The organism is Asaia sp. A2, assembly GCF_057319415.1.
This window is the reverse complement of sequence record NZ_JBXWTO010000010.1, coordinates 102,680-122,680: the sequence shown is the minus strand read 5'-3', so window position 1 is coordinate 122,680 and position 20,001 is coordinate 102,680. Positions and strand designations below refer to the sequence as shown.

At 60.3% G+C, this 20,001-nt stretch carries 25 protein-coding genes; 6 read left to right on the top strand and 19 right to left on the bottom strand.

Annotation, left to right across the window (positions count from 1 at the left end):
- The 4 genes from ACWNRM_RS10405 to ACWNRM_RS10390 all read left to right on the top strand — a co-directional run.
- The coding region (locus ACWNRM_RS10405) for a hypothetical protein (protein ID WP_485170607.1) at positions 1–1,231 on the top strand (1,231 nt) is incomplete at its 5' end.
- Positions 1,231–1,488: a hypothetical protein gene (locus ACWNRM_RS10400; RefSeq protein WP_485170608.1), complete on the top strand. Its 258-nt coding sequence runs from the start codon at positions 1,231–1,233 to the stop codon at positions 1,486–1,488. The genes ACWNRM_RS10405 and ACWNRM_RS10400, both read left to right, overlap by 1 nt.
- The gene (locus ACWNRM_RS10395; RefSeq protein WP_485170609.1) at positions 1,485–4,631 is read left to right on the top strand and encodes an error-prone DNA polymerase; all 3,147 of its coding nucleotides are present in this window, start codon (positions 1,485–1,487) and stop codon (positions 4,629–4,631) included. The genes ACWNRM_RS10400 and ACWNRM_RS10395 overlap by 4 nt, the downstream gene beginning before the upstream one ends.
- Positions 4,632–4,643: 12 nt before the next feature.
- Complete coding sequence (locus ACWNRM_RS10390; protein WP_485170610.1) at positions 4,644–4,937, top strand: hypothetical protein; 294 nt, start codon at positions 4,644–4,646, stop codon at positions 4,935–4,937.
- Positions 4,938–5,029: 92 nt separating this feature from the next.
- On the opposite strand, the gene ACWNRM_RS10385 is transcribed toward ACWNRM_RS10390, so the two are convergent.
- The 15 genes from ACWNRM_RS10385 to ACWNRM_RS10315 form a co-directional block, all read right to left on the bottom strand.
- Complete coding sequence (locus ACWNRM_RS10385) at positions 5,030–5,503, bottom strand: hypothetical protein (RefSeq protein WP_485170611.1); 474 nt, start codon at positions 5,501–5,503, stop codon at positions 5,030–5,032.
- Positions 5,504–5,602: 99 nt separating this feature from the next.
- A complete protein-coding gene (locus ACWNRM_RS10380) occupies positions 5,603–6,433 on the bottom strand; it encodes a complement resistance protein TraT (RefSeq protein ID WP_485170612.1) in 831 nt (276 codons plus the stop codon).
- A 105-nt stretch (positions 6,434–6,538) separates the two neighbouring features.
- Complete coding sequence (locus ACWNRM_RS10375) at positions 6,539–7,333, bottom strand: hypothetical protein (protein WP_485170613.1); 795 nt, start codon at positions 7,331–7,333, stop codon at positions 6,539–6,541.
- Positions 7,334–8,061: 728 nt separating this feature from the next.
- Entirely contained in the window at positions 8,062–9,405 is a 1,344-nt protein-coding gene (gene repC / locus ACWNRM_RS10370; protein ID WP_485170615.1) for a replication initiation protein RepC, read from the bottom strand.
- 461 nt (positions 9,406–9,866) lie between these two features.
- A complete protein-coding gene (locus ACWNRM_RS10365) occupies positions 9,867–10,166 on the bottom strand; it encodes a DUF2312 domain-containing protein (protein WP_146926927.1) in 300 nt (99 codons plus the stop codon).
- Positions 10,167–10,490: 324 nt separating this feature from the next.
- Complete coding sequence (locus ACWNRM_RS10360; protein ID WP_146926866.1) at positions 10,491–10,733, bottom strand: hypothetical protein; 243 nt, start codon at positions 10,731–10,733, stop codon at positions 10,491–10,493.
- Between the two features lie 91 nt (positions 10,734–10,824).
- Positions 10,825–11,505, bottom strand: a complete 681-nt coding sequence (locus ACWNRM_RS10355; protein ID WP_485170616.1) for a hypothetical protein — start codon at positions 11,503–11,505, stop codon at positions 10,825–10,827.
- 121 nt (positions 11,506–11,626) lie between these two features.
- Positions 11,627–11,989, bottom strand: coding sequence for a hypothetical protein (locus ACWNRM_RS10350; RefSeq protein WP_146926862.1), 363 nt, complete (start codon positions 11,987–11,989; stop codon positions 11,627–11,629).
- Positions 11,980–12,852: a class I SAM-dependent methyltransferase gene (locus tag ACWNRM_RS10345; RefSeq protein WP_485170617.1), complete on the bottom strand. Its 873-nt coding sequence runs from the start codon at positions 12,850–12,852 to the stop codon at positions 11,980–11,982. The genes ACWNRM_RS10350 and ACWNRM_RS10345 overlap by 10 nt, the downstream gene beginning before the upstream one ends.
- The gene (locus ACWNRM_RS10340; RefSeq protein WP_186820093.1) at positions 12,849–13,718 is read right to left on the bottom strand and encodes an FkbM family methyltransferase; all 870 of its coding nucleotides are present in this window, start codon (positions 13,716–13,718) and stop codon (positions 12,849–12,851) included. Before ACWNRM_RS10340 ends, ACWNRM_RS10345 begins: the two co-directional genes overlap by 4 nt.
- Positions 13,696–14,067, bottom strand: coding sequence for an HU family DNA-binding protein (locus ACWNRM_RS10335; RefSeq protein WP_146926855.1), 372 nt, complete (start codon positions 14,065–14,067; stop codon positions 13,696–13,698). Before ACWNRM_RS10335 ends, ACWNRM_RS10340 begins: the two co-directional genes overlap by 23 nt.
- A 490-nt stretch (positions 14,068–14,557) precedes the next feature.
- Positions 14,558–15,151, bottom strand: a complete 594-nt coding sequence (locus tag ACWNRM_RS10330; protein ID WP_264784625.1) for a hypothetical protein — start codon at positions 15,149–15,151, stop codon at positions 14,558–14,560.
- 115 nt (positions 15,152–15,266) lie between these two features.
- Positions 15,267–16,013, bottom strand: coding sequence for a transglycosylase SLT domain-containing protein (locus tag ACWNRM_RS10325; RefSeq protein ID WP_485170619.1), 747 nt, complete (start codon positions 16,011–16,013; stop codon positions 15,267–15,269).
- Complete coding sequence (locus tag ACWNRM_RS10320; RefSeq protein ID WP_485170620.1) at positions 16,003–16,512, bottom strand: hypothetical protein; 510 nt, start codon at positions 16,510–16,512, stop codon at positions 16,003–16,005. The genes ACWNRM_RS10325 and ACWNRM_RS10320 overlap by 11 nt, the downstream gene beginning before the upstream one ends.
- A gap of 56 nt (positions 16,513–16,568) precedes the next feature.
- Positions 16,569–17,039, bottom strand: a complete 471-nt coding sequence (locus ACWNRM_RS10315) for a hypothetical protein (protein WP_146926850.1) — start codon at positions 17,037–17,039, stop codon at positions 16,569–16,571.
- Between the two features lie 181 nt (positions 17,040–17,220).
- Between ACWNRM_RS10315 and ACWNRM_RS10310 the strand changes: the two genes are divergently transcribed.
- Both ACWNRM_RS10310 and ACWNRM_RS10305 read left to right on the top strand, forming a co-directional pair.
- Positions 17,221–18,210, top strand: a complete 990-nt coding sequence (locus tag ACWNRM_RS10310) for a thioredoxin domain-containing protein (protein ID WP_485170621.1) — start codon at positions 17,221–17,223, stop codon at positions 18,208–18,210.
- A complete protein-coding gene (locus tag ACWNRM_RS10305; protein WP_485170622.1) occupies positions 18,207–18,698 on the top strand; it encodes a hypothetical protein in 492 nt (163 codons plus the stop codon). The genes ACWNRM_RS10310 and ACWNRM_RS10305 overlap by 4 nt, the downstream gene beginning before the upstream one ends.
- A 21-nt stretch (positions 18,699–18,719) precedes the next feature.
- Here the strand turns inward: ACWNRM_RS10305 and ACWNRM_RS10300 are convergent, their stop codons facing one another.
- The 4 genes from ACWNRM_RS10300 to ACWNRM_RS10285 form a co-directional block, all read right to left on the bottom strand.
- Positions 18,720–18,989 carry a Txe/YoeB family addiction module toxin gene (locus tag ACWNRM_RS10300; protein ID WP_146926844.1) on the bottom strand — a complete coding sequence of 90 codons (270 nt, stop codon included), beginning with the start codon at positions 18,987–18,989 and terminating at the stop codon, positions 18,720–18,722.
- Positions 18,986–19,261: a type II toxin-antitoxin system Phd/YefM family antitoxin gene (locus ACWNRM_RS10295; protein WP_485170623.1), complete on the bottom strand. Its 276-nt coding sequence runs from the start codon at positions 19,259–19,261 to the stop codon at positions 18,986–18,988. The genes ACWNRM_RS10300 and ACWNRM_RS10295 overlap by 4 nt, the downstream gene beginning before the upstream one ends.
- A gap of 92 nt (positions 19,262–19,353) precedes the next feature.
- Positions 19,354–19,617: a hypothetical protein gene (locus ACWNRM_RS10290; RefSeq protein ID WP_485170624.1), complete on the bottom strand. Its 264-nt coding sequence runs from the start codon at positions 19,615–19,617 to the stop codon at positions 19,354–19,356.
- 29 nt (positions 19,618–19,646) lie between these two features.
- Positions 19,647–20,000: a hypothetical protein gene (locus ACWNRM_RS10285; protein WP_485170625.1), complete on the bottom strand. Its 354-nt coding sequence runs from the start codon at positions 19,998–20,000 to the stop codon at positions 19,647–19,649.
- Position 20,001 lies beyond the last annotated feature (1 nt).

Below are 20,001 nucleotides of genomic sequence, written 5' to 3'. Positions count from 1 at the left end.
CTTTGTTCGCGGAACCCATCAGGGCCAGCAGTCCAAAACCGACTGCGCAAACAGGCCGGACAGAAGACTGCTCCTGATCAACGTCAGTGTGTCATTTTTCTCTTGCAACAAGGGAGCCATCCACAGAGGACACAATGCGTTTGCCTGCATCAGCGATAGTGCGGCCGCCTCTCGCGCAATTGCCCGCTCGGGACGGACGGCGATCATTGCACCCGGTGCGCATAAGGTAGCCCTGCGCGCCCTACCCTGCACGTCTCTACCGATCGACGATGCCCTGGCATTGCGCCTTAAACGCCTCGGTCTGGAGACGATCGGAGCGTGCTACGATCTGCCACGCGCGCCCCTGGCCAAGCGCTTCGGGAGCGCTTTTCTCGACTGCCTCGATCAGGCTGCCGGCCTGCGCCCCATGCCCCTGTCATTCGTGCAGGAACGTATCGGCGTGCAATGCGCCCGCTCCCTGTTCGAGCCGATCGGCACGGCAGAAGCGATTGCGACTGTAATCGAAGCCCTCGTACCTGGAATCTGCGCGCAGCTCCTCGAGCGTGGAGAAGGCGCAAGGCTCGTCGATTTCCTCTGTACGCGTGTCGATAACACGATCCAGGCAGTGCGTGTGGGCACGTCCGACGCCACCTGCGATCCGACCCGGCTAATCCGCCTGCTCTGCGACCAGATCCCGCAGATCGAGCCGGGATTTGGCATCGAGGCGGTGCAGCTCGTCATCGTGCAATCTGCGCCCATTCGCCAGCACGAGACCGCCCTGCCCGGTTATGGCGAGACGCACAGCACCTGGCCGGCAACGCTGCTCGATCGTCTGGCCAATGCGCCGGGGCTGATTTCCCTCGCGCGGCTGCATCGGATCGATGCCGCGTGGCCTGAAGAATCACGCCATCTCAGTCTGCAGGGACCGGTCGAACGAGAGCGCCAAATGGACATTGCTCCCCGCCCGGTCGTTCTGCTCGATCGCGCCATCCCGATCGAGGTGACAGCCCTCCTCCCCGATGGAGCCCCGCGTCAGTTCCGGCTCGGCCGTATGCTGCATCGTATCGTCTGTGCCGAGGGGCCGGAGCGGATTGCCGGCGCCTGGTGGCAGGATCCGGCTGCGTTCGGGATTGTGCGCGATTACTGGACGATCGAGACGGAGAAAGGGCAGCGCCTGTGGCTGTATCGCCTGGGAGATGGTGTTCATGACTGGACCGGTTCGGGCCAGTGGCATCTGCAGGGAATGTTCTGATGACCCAGCCCGTCGATCCCCTGCTGAACGCCCGTCCCGAAGAGCTTGCCGACGCCATGCAGCATGGGTTGCGCTATGACGGCAGGCGGCGTGTCCATGACGCCGATGAGTTCATGGCCCGTCTGGTCGCCGAGCGCCTGGTCGCGCATCTGCTGCGCTGCGGCTTCGTGCTCATGCGTCGCCCCGCGCCGGGTGCGCCCGATAGCAGCCGGCACCCTCATCCGCATCGCCGGATCGAGGACAAGGACCGGTCATGACCCAAACCCCGATCGTCGAGCTGGGGACGCTCTCGGCTTTCTCCTTCCTGCAGGGCGCAAGCCTGCCTGAGGAGATGATTGCCCAGGCCGCGCATCTCGGCTTCGAGACGATCGGTCTTGCCGACTGGCATGGTATATCGGGTGTGGTCCGTGCGCATCGAGCAGCGAAAGAAGTCGGAATCCGGCTGATACCGGGAACGCGCCTTACCCTGTCGGATGGCAGCGTACTGCTTGCCTATCCGGTCGACCGCACCGGCTGGGGCTGGCTGTGCAAGCTGCTCACACTCGGCCATCACCGGGGAGAACGTGGGGTCTTCGCGCTCGACTGGTCGGATCTGAAACAGGCGGCTGATCACCTCGTCCTGATCCTGCAGCCCGGGATCGCGATCGAGACGACACGCCTGCAGATCGAAGCACTCTGCGCCATCTCGCCCGATCGCAACAGGCGCTATCTCGGTCTCGTCTATCGGCGCGAGCCCTATGCCTGGCGCCGGCTGCATGGCTTGCAGGCACTAGGGGCGCAAACGGGGATCGCGACCGTCGTAACCGGCGATGTGCGGCTGCACGATCCGAAGCGTCATCTCCTGCTCGATGTGCTGACTGCCATTTACACGAACACCACCCTCGATGCGCTTGGCCCTGAGCGCATGGCCTGTCCGGATCTCGTCCTGCGCGGCCCGGACGAGCAACGTACTCTGTTCGCTGCCTTCCCTGAAGCCCTGACAAACCAGAGCCGCATCGCCGATCTGTGCCGCTTTTCGCTCGACGATCTGCGCTACCAGTATCCGAGTGAGGCGACGATCGAGGGGGAAAGCCCTCAGGAGACCCTTGCGCGTCTGGTGCAAGGCGCCCTGCCCCGACGCTATCCGGCCGGCACACCCGAAACGGTCCGTGAGCAGATCAGACATGAGCTCACCCTGATCGAGCGGCTGGGCTATGCGCCCTATTTCCTGACGGTGAACACGATCGTCCAGCACGCCCGCTCGCTGGGCATTGCATGTCAGGGCCGTGGCTCGGCCGCCAATTCGGCGATCTGCTATGTGCTGCGGATCACCAGCATCGATCCCGTCCGCTCAGGCCTGCTTTTCGAACGGTTCGTCTCCGAGGATCGCAAGGAACCGCCCGATATCGATGTCGATTTCGAGAGCGATCGCCGCGAAGAGATCATCCAGTGGATCTACAGCCATTACGGCCGTCATCGGGCGGCTCTTTGCGCAACGGTCCAGCGCTTTCAGCCCAAGGGCGCCCTGCGTGAAGTCGGCAAGGTGCTCGGCCTGCCCGATGACGTGACCGGACAGCTTTCGCGCCATATCGCGTCCTGTCTGGATGACCCGCAGATCTGCCGCGAGCGTCTGATCGAAGCCGGTCTCAATCCGAAGGACCGGCGTCTCGCGCTCACACTGCACATGGCGCGCCAGCTTCTCGGCTTTCCGCGTCAGCTGGGCACCCATCCGGGCGGCTTTGTGCTCACCCAGGATCGTCTGGACGAGCTCGTGCCATTGCAGCCGGCCGCGATGGAAGGACGGCAGATCATCACCTGGGACAAGGATGATATCGACGCGCTGTGTTTCATGAAGGTCGATGTGCTGGGCCTGGGCATGCTGGGCTGTCTGCAACGCGGCTTTGAGCTCATGAATGAGCATTATCGCCTGAGCATGGATCTAGCCTCCGTACCGGCTGAGGATCCCGAGACCTACCGGATGATTCAGCGCGCCGACACGCTCGGCACATTCCAGATCGAGAGCCGCGCGCAGATGGCCATGCTGCCACGCATGAAGCCCGCGACCTTCTATGATCTGGTCATCCAGGTCGCGATCGTGCGCCCCGGCCCCATTCAGGGCGATATGGTGCATCCCTATCTGCGCAGGCGCGCGAAGATCGAGCCCGTGACCTACCCGACAGCCACACTCGAGAACATTCTCGGCAAAACCCTTGGCGTGCCGCTCTTTCAGGAGCAGGCGATGCAGGTGGCCATCCATTGCGCAGGCTTCACGCCGGGCGAGGCCGACCAGCTCAGACGCGCCATGGCAACCTTCAAGATGACAGGCGGTGTCTCTCCCTTTCGCGAAAAGCTCATCGCCGGCATGCAGCGCGAGGGCTATACGGCCGCATTCGCGGAAGAGACTTTCTCCCGACTGGAAGGTTTCGGGTCCTATGGCTTTCCCGAAAGCCATGCGGCGAGCTTTGCACTCATCGCCTATGCCTCGTCCTGGATGAAGTGCCACTACCCGGACGTCTTCTGCGCCGCCCTGCTTAATTCCCAGCCCATGGGCTTTTATGCACCGGCTCAGATTGTTCAGGACGCGCGCGCCCATGGCGTCGAGATCCGCCCCATCTGCGTCAACGCATCGCGCTGGGACTGCACCCTGGAAAGATCGGCAAAACCCGCCTCCAACAAAAGCAGGGGATTGGCTTTGCGCCTCGGTCTGCGCCTGGTGCGCGGTCTGGCAAACAAGGATGCGGCCGCGCTGATCGCGGCACGCATGCCACTTTACGAGAGCATCGATGATGTGTGGCGCCGCGGCGATATCCCGCTGCAGGCGCTCGAGGCGCTAAGCAATGCCAATGCCTTTGCGTCATTCGGTCTCGATCGCCGCGCCGCGCTCTGGGCGGTCAAAGGGCTCGATACGGCACCGCTCCCGCTTTTTGCGGCGGCCGATCGAGGGCGCAATTTCATCGAGCCTGAGGTGATCGAGCCCGATGTGACCCTTCCTGCCCTGCCGGCGCGTGATGCCGTGCATGAGGATTATCGCATGACGGGTCTGAGTCTCGAGGCGCATCCGGTCTCCTTCCTGCGTCCTCTTTTCGAGCGCGAGGGCATGACGCGGTGCGGCGATCTGGCCAGCCTGCGGGACGGTGCGCGGATCTCGATTGCAGGGCTCGTACTGATGCGACAGCGACCCGGTACCGCGCACGGTACCATGTTCATCACGCTCGAGGATGAGACGGGGATCGCCAATCTGATCGTCTGGAAGTCCGTGCGCGAAGCCTGGCGGCGGCCGTTGATCTCAGCCCATCTCATGGTGTGCCACGGCACGCTGCAGAAAGAGGGCGAGGTCATTCACGTCATCATGCGCGAGCCTGAAGACAGGACGGATCTCTTGAAGGGGTCCGAGCCCGTCAAGGCTCGTAATTTTCGATAGGAGAGAGAAATCATGGCGAAAAAGAACCGCGAGCCCGCCTATGAGAGCGGCCCCCAGACGAAGATTATCCTGCAGCCCTATCTGTGGCGCACATCCAGAGACGGCGAGGTCACGCTTGAAGCAGCCCCTGCGACCGCGTGTCGCGACCCGGCGCACGGTCTGCAGCTCCTCGATCGCATCGGTGCAGGCGGCACGATGTTCGCAGGCGCGCATCTTGTGTGCGTTACGGCCGACCCCGAGGCCGGCGATTACAGCGAGCCGGAGTTCCTTGGGGAAATTGGCGACGTGCCGGAAATAGCCGCATGATCCCCAACTACCGCTTTTGGGGTCTCGCAGCGGCGCCCCAGAGGCCACCTCTTACCTTCGCACCCGCTACCTGTGCTTAGAGCGGCTAACAATCACTCAGGTCTGGGGTCTAGAGCTGCCGGCGCGGTAATATTAAGATCGGCGACCAAACGACCATCAGTGTCAAAAAGTTTGGCTTTGGTAACGCCGATCTTATGAACGGGTATTACCGAACACGTTTCGAATGATTGTGATCGAAGACAATAAGACACTGACACGCCCCGAGAATCTTCTTCTGCCCACCACGACTGGCTATAGCCGCCCTTTAAAGCTGGATTCTCTTGGGATGATATCCCCGTTGTTGTGACAACGGGGCCTCCGTTCACAATGCCAACCCCCATTGCCGAAGCTCCGATCACAGGAAAGGACGCATCGATCTCTATTTGTTGCTGACTACTCGTCGCGATAATAAATCTCTTTTCGCCGAATGGTGTCGTCAATGTGTTCGAGTAATCCTTGCTAGGTGCAGCGTGTGCCGTTGCCCCTAGAAAGGAACCAATAATCAACGCTATATTCAGGTAACGCATTTCTATTCCAATCCGATAAATTATGGAGTTCGCAAGTCGCGAACCCCACTTCCCTCTAAAGTTTCAATTTTCCCCAATTGCCAATGCGACCGAGGAGTCTCACTCAAAGAGATTGGCGAACGATACAGCAAGGCGCTGTGTCAGAACCGGCATCGCCTCTTCGAGCTTGAGATTAACCTTGTCCGCATAAGCCACGTCGCGCAGCGTGTACTTCTTGAAGTCGGAAGTCTCGTCGATGTCCTGGACGCGCACATTCGCGTTGCTGTCACCCGATGAGGCTGCGCCATAGGTCTGCGCGGTGGAATCCGTTACACCGCCCGACAGGCGCGAACTGCCCGAGCCGTGATGGGTGTGCGTGTGTTGACGCACCTTGCCCCCGTTTGCCGGTCGTTCCGAAAGCTGGATATCGACCGTGATCGCATAGGTCACGTCCTGATAGGCGTAGTTGACAAGCGCTGAGGCTGCGGCAAGGCCAAGCCCGACACCCAGCCCTGCTCCGGCATTGCCGGTGAGACCGCCGACCAGACCGCCCGAAGCCGCACCGATTGCGAGCGACTGCAAAGGCTGACCGTAATTCGACGAAAGCAGCGCCGAGGATTGTTCCTTGGTCAGCTTACCGGCCTGAAGAACATTGGCCTGCAGAAGGTAATGAGCACCCATGGCATCGGGCATGATCGTGTAGCCGCGCTGCTGCAGAGCAGACGCAAGCGCGCTGCGGATATCCAGTTCAGGGTAATCGGACGTATTGCGGATACCGAGATAGACCGTCTTCTGGTTCTGCGGGACCGGATCGAGGAACACGGTTTCCGACATATGCGTATGCACGTCGAGTTGTCCGTGATTGGAGACGGCATCGAGGCCACTGCATGCTGTCAAAGCCAAGAGGAAGGCAGAGGCACCGATAATGCGCGGAAAGAAGAAGAATTTCATCGTAACTCCTGAAGCGGCGAATGAGTACGTCGCAATGTTTTGTAACTTCCTAAAACGGAACGATGCGTTAACGCAGTGATAACTTTTGCCGGTTTTTGTTAAGTTTCAGTGACTGGCAGGCTCTGGCGCGAGCACGGCATTGGCTGTCGCGGCCTTGGTCGCGCTGATCGCGTTCAGATCATCCGAAGAGGCATCGGGCGCGATCGCAGCCTTGCCGGTCGAGATCGTCTTCCTTCCATCTGTCGCTTCGCGGGAGACTGTATCGAGGCTGATGGTTCCTGACTCTGCAGGAGGCAGCGGTGCCACGGATTTCTCATGGATCACAACGGCCCCGGGGGCCGTAACGACCGGTGCGTCGGTCACGACCGATGCAGAAGCGGCTGGAACTGCACCGGGAACCAGCGATGTCGTTGCCTGAACGGGACCGGTCGGCGCGGACAGGGCAACAGGCTCGCTGTAAGCCGCCTTGTTCAGGATCATATGGTCCTGCTCATGCGTGCTTGTAGGATCGGTATCATAAATGTCGACAAGCTTGTCCGTACGACCATAGCAGAACAGCACGGTATGAAGCTGGGGGCGCGTCCCCGCTTTGATCGGTGCCCAGAACACCTCTGCGAGACCGGCGGTAGCGATACCCGTTAGAACTTCTCCCGCCTTCATGGCAGCGCGACCACCTGACGTCAGACCGGACGTATAAATACGGTAGATATCGCAGGGACGACCATTTTTCTGAATAGTGCCTTCCGCACGACCGACCGTGCTTACGATATCGAAGCGATCCGTATTCGCATTGAATTGGCTCAAAAGAACAGGCTCAGGCGCGGGCGTCGAGCTTCCGCAGGCTGTCAGAGCGCAGGAGGAAATGAGGAAGAGCGGTGCGAGAGCGCGTGAAAATCCCATTGGGATCAACTCCAGGTGAGAAACTGTATCAAAACATATCGTATATACGGTTCAAGTCAATTCCATATATATGAAAAATGTTTGACGATCGGCTCGCTGTGAGTTAACCGCTGTGCATGGGCAGAAAAAAAAACTGGGACGAAAGACTGCTCCTTACCCTTCCCGAAGGGGCTAAGGCCCTCATCGATTCAGTTCTGGAGATCGGTGAAAACCGCAATGCGATGATCCGTAGCGCAATCGACACCGAGATTCGCAGACGGACGCGACGCCTCGTCAGATCCTCATCTGAAACCGCGTCTGAAGACGACCAGACAGAAGACTGATTACCTGATCAACGAATAATCGCGCGCCTCGTCGTTCGGCCGACGGCCTGCGCAAGTGCGGGACATTCTTCGCGCTTCAATCCCTTGGGATGCCCAAAAGCAGTTCGAATAGCGTCTATACCCAGACTGGTGAAGTAGAACCGGGGATCCTCCTCGGAGTGCTGCGAGGTCGTCGCCAATCCACGCTCGATCATTGTCTGGAGTGCGGCCGGGACATAACGATCCTTCTTGCACGAGCCATACCAGCCCGGAAGAAGGAAACCCTCATCAAGCCTAACCGAACCAGGCGTTTCGCGCTGGAACCTCTGCCGCAGCCAGACACATTCCCGTCTCGACAAAACCAGATCACTCATTTTTTGCCCTCGCGAACACGACGTAAACCACCACAGTTCCTCAGCTATCCGATCAGTGTCGCCCGCCCTGGATGGTCGTCGATCCCATATCGGCAGGCCCCCTTGTTTCTGCCAAGGCACCTATGGCCAATTCCTCCCGGTTGCGAACATCGCGCAGTGCGTAGAGGCTCCGGTCGAGGAACAGGGTGTTCTGGGCTCCCCGCTCCACAAGGGCTCTGAAATAGGCGTCACGGGCATGGATTACAGCCTGTCGCTCAAGGCGCGAGGCCATGATGATCACGGCAATCGCCGCCTGGAGCCGACCGAGAACGCCACATCCCTGCACCCAGGCGTGATACGAAACCCCGATCTGACCTGACAGATATTCGGCCGCGTCGATCAGCTGCTCCGCGCTGGGTGTTGCAGTAGGGCATATCTCGCGAAGGGCTGTGCAAATTCCGAGATAGAACTGAGCTGTTCCCTTGAATCCGCGAAGAGCGCTTTCACGACCGAGACGAGGACTTTCACCCGGGTCATCCAACGGCTCACGCCGCATTGTTTCAATGCGATTGCGGCTGCAAGCCGCTACGGAGACTACTTTTTTAAGAGATAGATTGTTTTTTGTATCCGTATAATGGGTCTCATTTTGCGCACCCATGGGTCTCAGATTGCGCGTCTCAGGCGCGGCGGATGTGCGGTTATCCACAGCCGTTCCCTGCTGCACCTGCATGCCTTGAAGGGCCACGAGATGCGCAGCCATCTGTCCATGCAGCGCGTGCAGTTTGGCCGGCTCATTCGTCATCAGACGCAAACGCATGAGACGACGGGCCTCTGCCATGATCGTCGGCTTGTCGAGTGCGTCGGACAGCAAGCGCACCTGCTCGTTGAGCGAGGCAATTTCCTGACGCAGGAAGCTCAGTTCCTCCCGCCGGCGGGTCTCCGAGCGGCTGAGTGCGACGAGATCCACCCAGCGATGCCGGAGCGAGGCCAGGTTGAACCCTGTCCGCTGGGACTCTGTCCCCTGCCACCTTTTCCCGCGCTGTCCGTTCCGACCGTCCTGGGCCACCAGAAACCGGGCTTCCGCAAGCTCGCGGATATGACGTCGCAGCGTTGCGAGCGACACCCCGGTCCAGTTCAGAAGCGTCTCGTTATGGGCGTAGACGAAAGGCGTCTCCATCGCCGTCCAGTCTTCCGCCCTGGTGTGCTCGATCATCACGATCAGCGTATTGGCGGCCGCCGCCGACACAGGCAGGGCGCCACGCAGCGATTTAAGCAGCCCGAGGACCTCGCGACGCGCCGGATAGTCGGCGGGCTCCTGCGTCAGCTCGGCTTCGGCTTCCAGCATGGCCGCACTCAGCCGCCGCCGTCCGGGCCGATACGACCCGTCCTGCCCTGCAAAGGGAGGGGTGAACTCCATGGTTCAACATCCATCGAAAAGTGGTTGCGTGAACCGCTTCCCGGCTGGTCGTTCAGACAAATCTCTCCCGTTCGCAAAAAACCTCTTGCGTTTCGGGTGGGAGCATCGCTAGATGGGGGCCTTAATTAGCAGCGGCCTCCAACCAGATCTCCGATCTGTCATGAACCCTGGCTCTTCCGATCGCCAAATCGGGGGAGGCGGGGTTTTTGGCGTCTGGGGGTCAGGTCATGGTGGTTCTTTTCCTCGACTCGCCAGACGGCCCAGAATGGTCCGGTGGCAGTAACCGACGAAATTGCGGCAGATCGTTTCGCTGAACAAGTCGGAAACGTGCAGGGAACGAAATTTTCCGTTCAACTCCGGGAACTTGGCCGCATTCGGCTGAGACCCGGTGAGCCCAGTACCGGGCGATATCTGGACTTCAAGGCCGGATATTATGACGAGACCATCCACGACACAGCGCCTCACATGCCCAGGGCACGTCGGTAGATGTCGAGCAGCGTCTCCTGCTCCTCAATCTCATTCGGCTCCTTTTTACGAAGCTTAATGATGTTCTTGATCGTATGAACGTCGAATCCTGCGGACTTGGCTTCTGTGAAGATGTCCTTGATGTCGCCGGCGAGCGCCTTGCGCTCTTCCTCAAGGCGTTCCACCCGCTCGATTACACTGCGCAGACGATCGACAGCGATGCCACCCACATTGGAATCCGGATCGGCGGCCTGGCGCGCGCGGCTGGCGACCGCTGCGTCTATGTCGAATGGCATATCCATAAGATGGTGTCTCCTGACCTTTCGGGAGCACAGGGCTGAATATGCCTGTCCCGAACGTCTCTTGTTCAGTTTATGCTTGCTGTGTGTCGTCCGACGGCGAGGCAGGCAGATGAGTGCCTGCCGCGAACGTGTCATGGAGAATTCTGAAGGTCGTGGAGGCCAGCGCCTCGTGAACAGCGTGGCAGGGATCGTCTGACCGCCACCCGCTTACCGGATCACAGAAGTGACCGGACGGTCCCAGCTCTTCTGGTGAATTCCACCGTACTTTGCCCTGGAGAGTCACCGCGTTGCTCGCAGCTGTGTTGGCGTTATCTTTGTTCACTGGTCTAGACCTCCTGACTGGATCTGCACGCATCGGGGCGAAGGACGTCCGTAGAGCGCGCGGCTATACGCGAGCGCACCGGCCATTCTGGCCCCCACATGGAAGAACCCGCACCAATCGCATTCATAGGCGCCGAACGCCCCTTTGCCGCGCTTGCGCATCGAGCGCGCCGCATCTTCGGCGCGTGCGCGAGACACAAATCCGAGCTTGCCCTGACATCCGCATGAATCGTGTGACATCCAGACCTCCTCTTGGGTAAACGTGGTGTGATACGGGTTCACCATCATCCTGAGGCGGCCTGGAAATAGTATCCCAGCCCGCCCGCCGCTTTTACTGCGTTCGATAAGCCGAGATCCGGAGACTATAATTCCCGGGTACCCACCCCTTGAGCTTACCGGCCGAGGTGCCCGTCAGCTCTGCATGCGCTTCGCAGCGAAATCCTTCGACAACGATAGGCGTGTCGATATGAACCGTCCGATACCGTGGCAGGTCGACACCGGCATCGCCTTGCCCGGATTTTTCAAGAGCGAGACCCGAGACAAGGGTGAGAGCGGGAGTCACGACGATCTTGCCGTCGGGAGATGGAAGCGCATGGAATGTCCCGTACAGCCCCTCGATCTTGCTTCCCTCCACTGTTGAGGGTTTCGGGGTCTGCCCTGGTACGTTCTCGAAGACGAGCTGGGGCACGAAGCCCACCGAACGGCCACTACCGATCCGAATGTCAGTCCCGTCTGCAGGCAGATACCCGTCAAACTCGACCACATCGTCGATCGGCAATTGTTTGGGCGCAAACTTCGGGCCGAAGTTGCGAACAGAGATTAACTTGTCGAACGTCAGTTTTAGATGAAGCCACGCCGGCCCCGTGGTTTTCAGTGCCGTTTTCTCGCAGGGCGCGGCAATAGATGGCGTTTGCGCATGGGCGGGAACGGTGATCACGCCGCAAAAAGCAGAGGCAGCCAATATGGCGCCAGACGTGCACGCACGGCGAAGAGGAGCTGAAAAACGAACCATGATCGAAATCTCCTGATGGGTAATCGTGCTGTGACACGGGCTCACCATGAACCCAGCGCTTTCTGATGCGCCCTCATGCAAAGGGCTTTGTGAATCGATCCGCGTTATCGTGTTCGTGGGATTACGGCTGATGGAGGGGAGGCTCACTCCCGCTCGACGCTTCCTTGTGCTGGACAACCACGGCTCGCGTGGCGCTGGCACCATTTGTCTCTCTGATTGCATTTTGCAGTGCTGTTTTCTCCTGCGACGCCCGGTCCGCCTCGCGCGCCTGCTTTTGCAGAAGGGCGAGGATCTGCTGCATCGTGCTGAGGGTCTCTTTCTCGACTGCAAGCTGGGCGCTGGCGACCGCGGCGAGAGCCGGGACATCGGACGGGGCAGCGATAGACGGTGCCGCAAATGCAGTCAGCGTACTGACCCCCGCAATGAGGGAGAACGCCGTTACGTAGCGAGGGCGTTTGGACTGCTGATGTTGTCTCACGGCCATTGTCTGATTGTCCTTCGTTCCGAGGTCGAACTCCTGCGATCGAGAACAGGTTGACCTCCTGGAGAAAGCACATCCGATCTCGATCCAGAGAGCGATGGTTTTTCTTTATCGACCCGCAAAAAAAGATCGGAGAACGCCGCCCCGCGTGCGCGCAGGCGTCTTTTGCGCATAAAACCATGGCGCTCCATGACGGCCGCAAAGCCGTCTGAGGTGAACCATTGCAGATGCTCGGGCGGACACAGGGCTGGCCATTGCGTGAGGTCGGCCGGTGTCTCCCGATGCCCGATATCGGGTGCGTTTACGAGAGCATAACCGCCGTCCTGGACGCAGGCAGCCAGTGCGCGCGGCAACAGCGTGGCATCGGGTAGATGCTCAAGCACCTCGGAGCAGAAAACGAAGCCGTAACGTTCCGATTTCGATAAAAGGCTTTCGACATCAGCGACACGATATGTGCCGCGCCTCGCCTTCGCCGTAGCATAGGCAATACCCGCGCGAGACATATCGATACCTGACGCGCTTCGTGCGCCAAACAGGGCGAAGGCTTCGACCATAAACCCGCCGCCACAGCCGATATCCAGCACGTTCCTCCCACGAAACCACGGCCAGAGGCGCAGCGCCCGGAGCATGGCGCGCCGTTTGCGAGAGCGGGACTTCGCATAATGGAGATCGTCGGCCTGACGATAGGCATCATTATTATAATGGCCCTCGATCGCACCAGGCGATGGAAGGGGGGAGACAGCATGATACCCGCATTGCTTGCAGCCCAGAATCGTCCATTCCTCGATGCAATGAGGCGTCATGGTCTCATGCGCGAAGGGCGCATGGCATGCCGGACATGAGCCGGTCGAGTGATCAGTCATCATGCGCTTTGCCAGACCCACTGGCTCTCGCCATCCCGCCCCGTCTGCACCGCATTCTGCGGTCTGTTGAGAACGTAGAACAGGTTGGCCCGGCTCTGATGCTGAAGACGGTACAGGCCGGAACGCACAAGACAGGTTTCGAGGGCTTCGCGGCGCGAGGGATGTGTCGCGCGCTCCATCATCAGATAGCGCGGGCGAAGATGAGCAGGGGCGTGCCTGAAGAACGGGATCAAAGCCCGGTCCTCGTACCCCTCGATATCGATCTTGAGACAGTCGATACGCTCGACCTTCGCTTCTGCAAGCCAGGCCAGGAGCGGCCGCATGACGATCCGCCCCTCCTCGCAGTCTTCGACCGTCCCGCTTCCGAGATCGTCGTCTCTTGGTGCCATGCGCACTCTTTGGTTCGTGTCCCCCACTGCCCCGCGCAAAAGAGTGAAGGGCAGATCGTTGAACCCGAAGCTCGCTTCAAACCGCACCTGCAGAACGGGATTGGCCTCGATCGCCACGATCTGCGCCCCACGCGTCGCCGCGAACAGGGAGAAGAACCCCATATTGGCGCCGATATCGAGAAAGACATCGTCCGGATGCAGTGCCCTGGCCAGCCAACGCAGCTCCGTCGCATTATAGGCTTTGCCACACACTGCCCCCTTGGCGTCGGTCTGATTGTCGCGGGGATGAAACCGGACTTTCAGGCCGAACAGGGTTGCATCGACCGGCCCGGTCGCCTCGTCGCGGAACCGGGCGACGAAGCGGCGACGCAGCGAGGTACGACCCAGCAGTGTGTCATGCATCAGCACTCTGGCGAGGCGCTGATGCAAAGTCATGGAATACGCGCCGTAAGGTGCGCTATCCTTTATCGTCAGTGTCATGTTTTCTCGGCTCATTGGCTTCGTCTTCTGCCGTCGTAGGACGCAGGCTTGCCCGGTCAGGGGTCGGCTTTACTTCGGCAAGACGCGTCTTGAGATTGGGCGTGGTTCTGAAAATGATTTCAGGCTTGAGAGTCCGCGCACGGGACTGGATGCCGAAATGGGTTCGCCGGGGCACGCTGAGCATGAACTGCCCGAAATGACGGATACGGACCGGCATGTCTGTCTCGGCGAGCACTTCAGGCATCAGTTCGAAAAAAGCTTCGATCGTGCGTCGCACCTCCAGGGGAGGCCGCTGCACGGCTTCTTCAACTCTGCGCAACAGATCCTCGAATGTTGTGCGTGCTGGCATTTTCTTGTCTCCCTTCATGAAGGCGCGACCTCTCCCTGAGAGATCGGCCCATGCGGCAAAGGCGCCGCATCAGGGTAGAGACAGGCCTCATGCTCCAGAGAGCGACCACCGCCCCCGGCGCTCGGGAACAGAAAAGGGAACGCCATGTCACGCAAGGTAATCTGATTATCGCGCGTTATCAGGCACTTGCGACGATTTCCGATCCCTTGTCCGATGAATGCGACAAAGTGTGACATCAACCTAACCCACTGATCTCCCCCCACAACATGGGTGCGACTCGACGGCAGGCGACAAGTCGGCCGGTCGAAGCGGGCCTGTCAGCGGTGGATCGAAAGGACGGCGCATGGGGTCTCCTGCTTTTCGGCAAGACACCCGGGAGAGGATCGAGGGGCGTTGCCTGCCTTGAGCAGGGCGCAGAAAGATCCAGAGAGCGAGCACCTAAAACGCGAGGAGAGGCATTTTTTCTAAAAAAAACTGCGAAACCCTGAAATCAGGTGCCCCTGTGACGGGCAACCAGGGCCTCGTGAACGGCTTCGGCATGCGCGCGGGCGTCGGGACGAGGAGACATGGCGTATCGACGTTCGATCCAGGTGATATCGAGCGACCACTCGAGCGATGAACGCTGCACCCATTCTTCCATGCGGGCATCGACAAGGGCCTGGCATGCATCGAGGGACAGGCGGTTGACATGCGCCATATGCTCGAGCGCTCCACGTTCCTCCCCAAGCATGGTTGTGCGCCCCCAGTGTCGCACGCCATGGCAGGCCGGGCAGATCGCGCAGACCGTGCTCAGACTCTGGACACGGGTGACATCGTCGCACACCCAGATTTCGTCCGCCTCGACCGGATGCCGCACGCCGACCCCCCCGCAGATGCGGCAGCACTGGCCGGATGACGCGTAGGCATCGCGTCGTATGCGATCCCAGTCGCGGCGCTCGAGAAGCGCGCGCAGATTCCATCCCCACAGCGGCAAGGGAACGGGGCGTGGCTGAAGATAAGGGCCTGGACGCTCGGGATGAAACCGTGCGGGGAGATACGGTGCGAAGACACGCCACTGCTCTGTCGTCAGAAACGCCGACGGCATCGCGAGGCGTCTTATGGTCGCATCGATTTCTGCACCGAGGCTTATCAGGCGCGCCCGTTGGTCAGGCGGGCAGCAAAGAGCAATCATCGCCCTCATGGAGTTGAGCCCAACGTCCCTATCCGCTTGTGACCAGCGAGGACGACCCACTGCCCATGCGGCTGGCCATGGTCGAATAATATTGTCCAACGGTCCATCCGGACATGCCATTGTCAGCGAGCGCGGTCGCTGAGACATATTTGCTCAGAGGGGTCGATTGATCTTCCTCTGCGGCGAGACTGGCGCCCGTCGTCGGCCCGAACATATAGGCGCCATAAGCCTGCAACGTCGTTGCCGGTTCGCCGGTACGCGCGGATACGGTTGCGGAATAGCTGGCGATGATGTGGCTTGCCACATCCGCCTGGGCAGTGGGATTGTCGCGGTCCGCATCCGTGTAAGGCAGGCCGTATTTGCTGACGGTATCGTCCCATGTGCCCTGCGTGATCTGCCATACGCCCTGGGCGGAAGAGGTCGCATTTCCGACATTCTGGTAGTGACTTTCCACCTCCCCGAAAGCCGCGAGGGTGGCGGGATTGACGCCTGCATTCTCGGCTGCGGCGATTGCGGAACTGCCATAACTCTGTGCCTGCAGGGCCGACATGGCATCGCTGTTCGTGATGCTCCCTGTCCAGGACGATGATGTGCTTGCCGTTCCCGCGCTGCCCTGCGTGTCGCTCCCTTCCTCCACGTCGCCAGTCGTACCGCCGGTTGCGGTGATATGGGGACCACCCAGCTCGGGGATGGTCGGGATCACCTCGGGCGCAGCCTCTGCCTGGGGGCAGCAGAGGATCGCAAGAGTAAGTCCGATCCTGCGGCTAATCGACATGATACGCAATCATGCCATTGGGTGCGACGCCTGAGACATAGCATAGCGTGGCACTTCCGCCGCCTGTTGCATGAAACGGCACAAGATGAGCCGTTGCGACCCAGCCGGTTCTCGTCCCTGTGTAGAGCACCTTTGTGAAGGCCCCCCGATGCATTCCCGTTGCAGCGATCCGTCCTGGCGCGATCCCGATGCGCTTTGCGTCGAAATTGGGCGAAGCGAGGATCGGCTCGTCCTCGGATGTCGTGCTCAGGCATGTTGCGGGCTCGGGCAAGGGCGATAGTTTCGGGCCACGCGGCACGGCGCTCTGAGACACAGGCGGTCCCCAATCGCGTTTGGGCATATCACGCAGGCGTTCCTGCGACATGCGCTCGAGCTCCTGGTCGGTGAAGCCCTTTTGCGCTCCCGCCGGATTTGTCTGAGCCAACGTCTCATCAGGCAGCACCGCCGTCCCGGTGATGCCGATCAGCGTGAGGGCCGCGAGGGCTGATCTTGGAACCATCTTCTGTTCTCCTCAGAGTGAAACAAGCCAACACTGGGCATAAAGCCCTGCCGATCTCAAGGCGTCCTGACCTGCTCCGGGGTGCTGGCTTTCGCTGCTACCAACAAAGCCATGCCCCTTTTATCCTCTGCAACCGCCTCCTTATTGACCCGCACGAACTGGTCAACGAGAAAAGGCAAATCTTTGGGAAGGGCCTTGTTAATCGGAGCGATCGAGAGGAAATCGAACGGTCTCGCGGATGAAGAGCTGGTCAGGAGATGCTTCTTTTCATCCGCTGACAGTGCTGACGACAGGATCGCCTGACGGAGGTCGTTGAGCTGACGCTCTGTATTGAGGTGGTCGCCCCGGTTACGCGTCTCCCCGACGATACGAGCAATCAGGAATTCGTTACTTCGCACCTTGTTCGCATGCCACCCGTAAAGTCCGAGACCCACCACTCCAGCGACAAGTGCGCAGAAGGCACCATAGAAAATGATGCGCCGGATGAGGGGCTGGTTGAAACCCGGTAGTCGAGGGAGTGGATTCATCGTTGACCCGATCGTTTGCAAACGCGGCCGGAGATTGGCGGCGCTCCTGAAGCGTCAGCCGCAATGATCCAGAGAGCGAGCGATTATTTTCACCTGCCCTCATTTTTTTGAAATTTGCCTGTCGCTCTCTGGATAGAGGCATCGGAGGCTTGGCCTATCACTCTTGCCAAGGACTCAACCGATGCGTGCGCTGATCCCCAGGATGGCCTCGATCCCATTCCTGCTTTCTCTGCCCTCCCCAGCATTCGCCCAGCAGTGCCCGGCGATCCAGCCAGTGCACGCTGCCCCCGTCCCGCCCGCCGTTATCCGCAGCATCGGAGCGGTTGAAACGCGAGCGATCGCCGACCCGGCCTGCCAGCCTGATCTGCCGTTGCACCCGTTTGCGCCCGATGCGATCGCCGCCATCCCGGCACTCAAGGCCCTGTCGCAGGATGGCCGAACACTCCTCGATCTCGGGATCTGTCATGGTATGAGAGGGGTGTTTGCTCGCAAGGGGGCCCATTTTCAGACCTATTACATCACGCCGGACGGCGAGCGGCCTATCGGCGGCGTGATGTGGACGCTCGACGGCGAGAACATCACCCGCTCGCAGATCCACTCGATCGCAGGCACAATCCCGGTCGTCCGCGTGGGCGCTCCTGCCTCCGGTGCATCCGAGGCAAATGCTGGTCCGGCGACCCGACTTTCTCATGCCTGGGGCGGCTCGATCGGCAGAGTGGGCGCGCCGCATCTATGGATGGTGATCGATCCCCTGTGCGGATACTCCCAGCGCGCCTGGCTGACGCTCAAGCCTCTGGTCGATAACGGCCGCCTGCGCCTGACGCTGATCCCTATTGCTGTCAACGACCATGAAAACAACGAACAGAGCACGCCCGCCGCCGAGGCGCTCCTGACGGCCGGAGCGGATGCACTACCGCCTCTTTGGCTGAGGATACTCGACACGGCCGCCAGTTCGGGCGGCGCGGGCGGGAGTGACACGGGGCGTTTCCTGACGGGGCTCCCCCATGACGAATATGCGTCTCTGAAACTCATAGAAAACAGGAACACCGCCCTCGAGATCGGTCTGCAGGGGACGCCGACATTTGCCTGGCGCGACACGGCAGGTGTCGAGCACAAGGTGGATGGCATTCCGGCCGATCTGCTCGATGTCGCCGGGCGAGCTGCACCATGAGCCGGCTGCGCACGATCCTGAAGCTGATTGCCCTGCCCAGCCCGATGCGCAATCTCAGGCGCAGCGCCAATCTGGAGGGGATCGCGTCTGGCTGGGCCCTGCTTAACGATGTCTGGAGTGCTGCCAAAGAAGGCACGCAGGAAAACGGTGATCAGCAGGCCGACGCAACGCCCCCCAACGTCGTGCGTCTAAGGACGCGGGCACTCGATCCCGCGCAGCGAAGAGCGATCGCGAGTTCATGGCACAATTGCTGGCTCTTTCTCGGGCTCGGCATTGTCTACATCGCTGCCCTGCTCGCCCCGGCCCTGGTTCAGGGGCATCTGCCTTCCGCCGCCCTCGTGATGGATAGTTTTCTGGTCGGCCTGCTTTTCGCAACAGGCTTTCTGCGTCAGGCATTGGGTAACTGGCGTCTCAGACGTGGTGCGCCAGGCTCATTCTGGCAGTTTCTGAAAGCCGGTCGAGCGGCGTGGCCACGACGATCTCGTTAAGAGACAACTGAACTATCAGGATCAATAGTGGTAGCGGCACTGGATAATCTGCATCTGCTGATCGATGCCGGGAGTCCCTGCAACGAGATAGACAAGACGGTGCTCGCCGGTGATACGCCGTGACCAGCATCCAGAAAGAGCGCCCTTCAGCGGCTCAGGCTTGCCGAGACCTTTGAAAGGAGATCGCCTGATTTCCCTGATCAGGTCGTTGATTTTCCGATGGGTGTTTCGATCAGTGTCGGTCCAGAAAAGGTAGTCCTCCCACCCCTGCTCCGTAAAGCAGACTTTCACGGCTCAGGATTGGCTGCAGCTGGGACCAGATCCCTTTCCTGGACGTTTCCGCAGAGAGCCGACTGCAAGCTTCCGATCAGACGAGTGGCATTCGCGGGGCTCGCGAGCAGATGGACAGTTTCCTGCCATCCCGCAAATTCCTCTTCCGAAAGCATGACGACATTGCCCCGTCCTTTTTGGCGGGTGATCGTGACCGGCGCGCGGCTTTCGACGACGTCATCCAATACGGTCGCCAGGTTCTGCCTCAAATCGGTGTATGAAAGGGTTGGCATGACAGCTCCTTGCTCTGCATTTTCAAGAGTACAGAAACACGTACGCTCAGAGAAGCGTTCTCTTGCATGTTCCCATCAACTCTTCTCCATTCTCAGAATGTCCCTGCCTTCTTTCCCTGCTGATTGATCGACCATGGCGCGTTTTCGTAGTCCGGTCGTCCGGCCTCGATCACGGGATCGCGCGGTCGTCCAAGCTGCATGCGAGGGGCGACGGTCGGTTCCCAGATAACGGGTGCGCTCGCATAGGGGGCGTAAGGATCGAAGAACGCGTGAGCGACAGGAGGAGGCGCTGGTCCCCGTCGGGGCGCCGAGCGGATGTTGCCGGAAGCGCACCCTGCGAGAAGGGACGCCGCCATGAAGATACCCGCGAGCCGAAAGACCTGATTCAGGCTTTGCCGGCGAGCTGCCTTTTGAGATCGGCGATTTCGGCCGACAAACGGGCCGCATTGCGCTCGTGATAGGCATCGAGCTCCGCTAGGTGCTTCTCGCTGTTTGCAAGGTTCTCGGTCTGCACGTCCTCGCGCATCTTGTGGAGCCTTGCGCGATCCTCGGCTGTCTTCAGCTGCGCCTTCGTGGCGCTCAGCTGGCCCTGCAGGGCGGCGATATAGGCCTGTGCCCCGGCCAGCTCTTTCTGCTGCTCGCGGTAAAGCTCCACTGGAACCGTGTTCTGACCGGTTTTGGCAAACTGGCGCGTCGCATTCCGGATGTCCAGGAGCGCCTGATAATCGAATGTATCCATA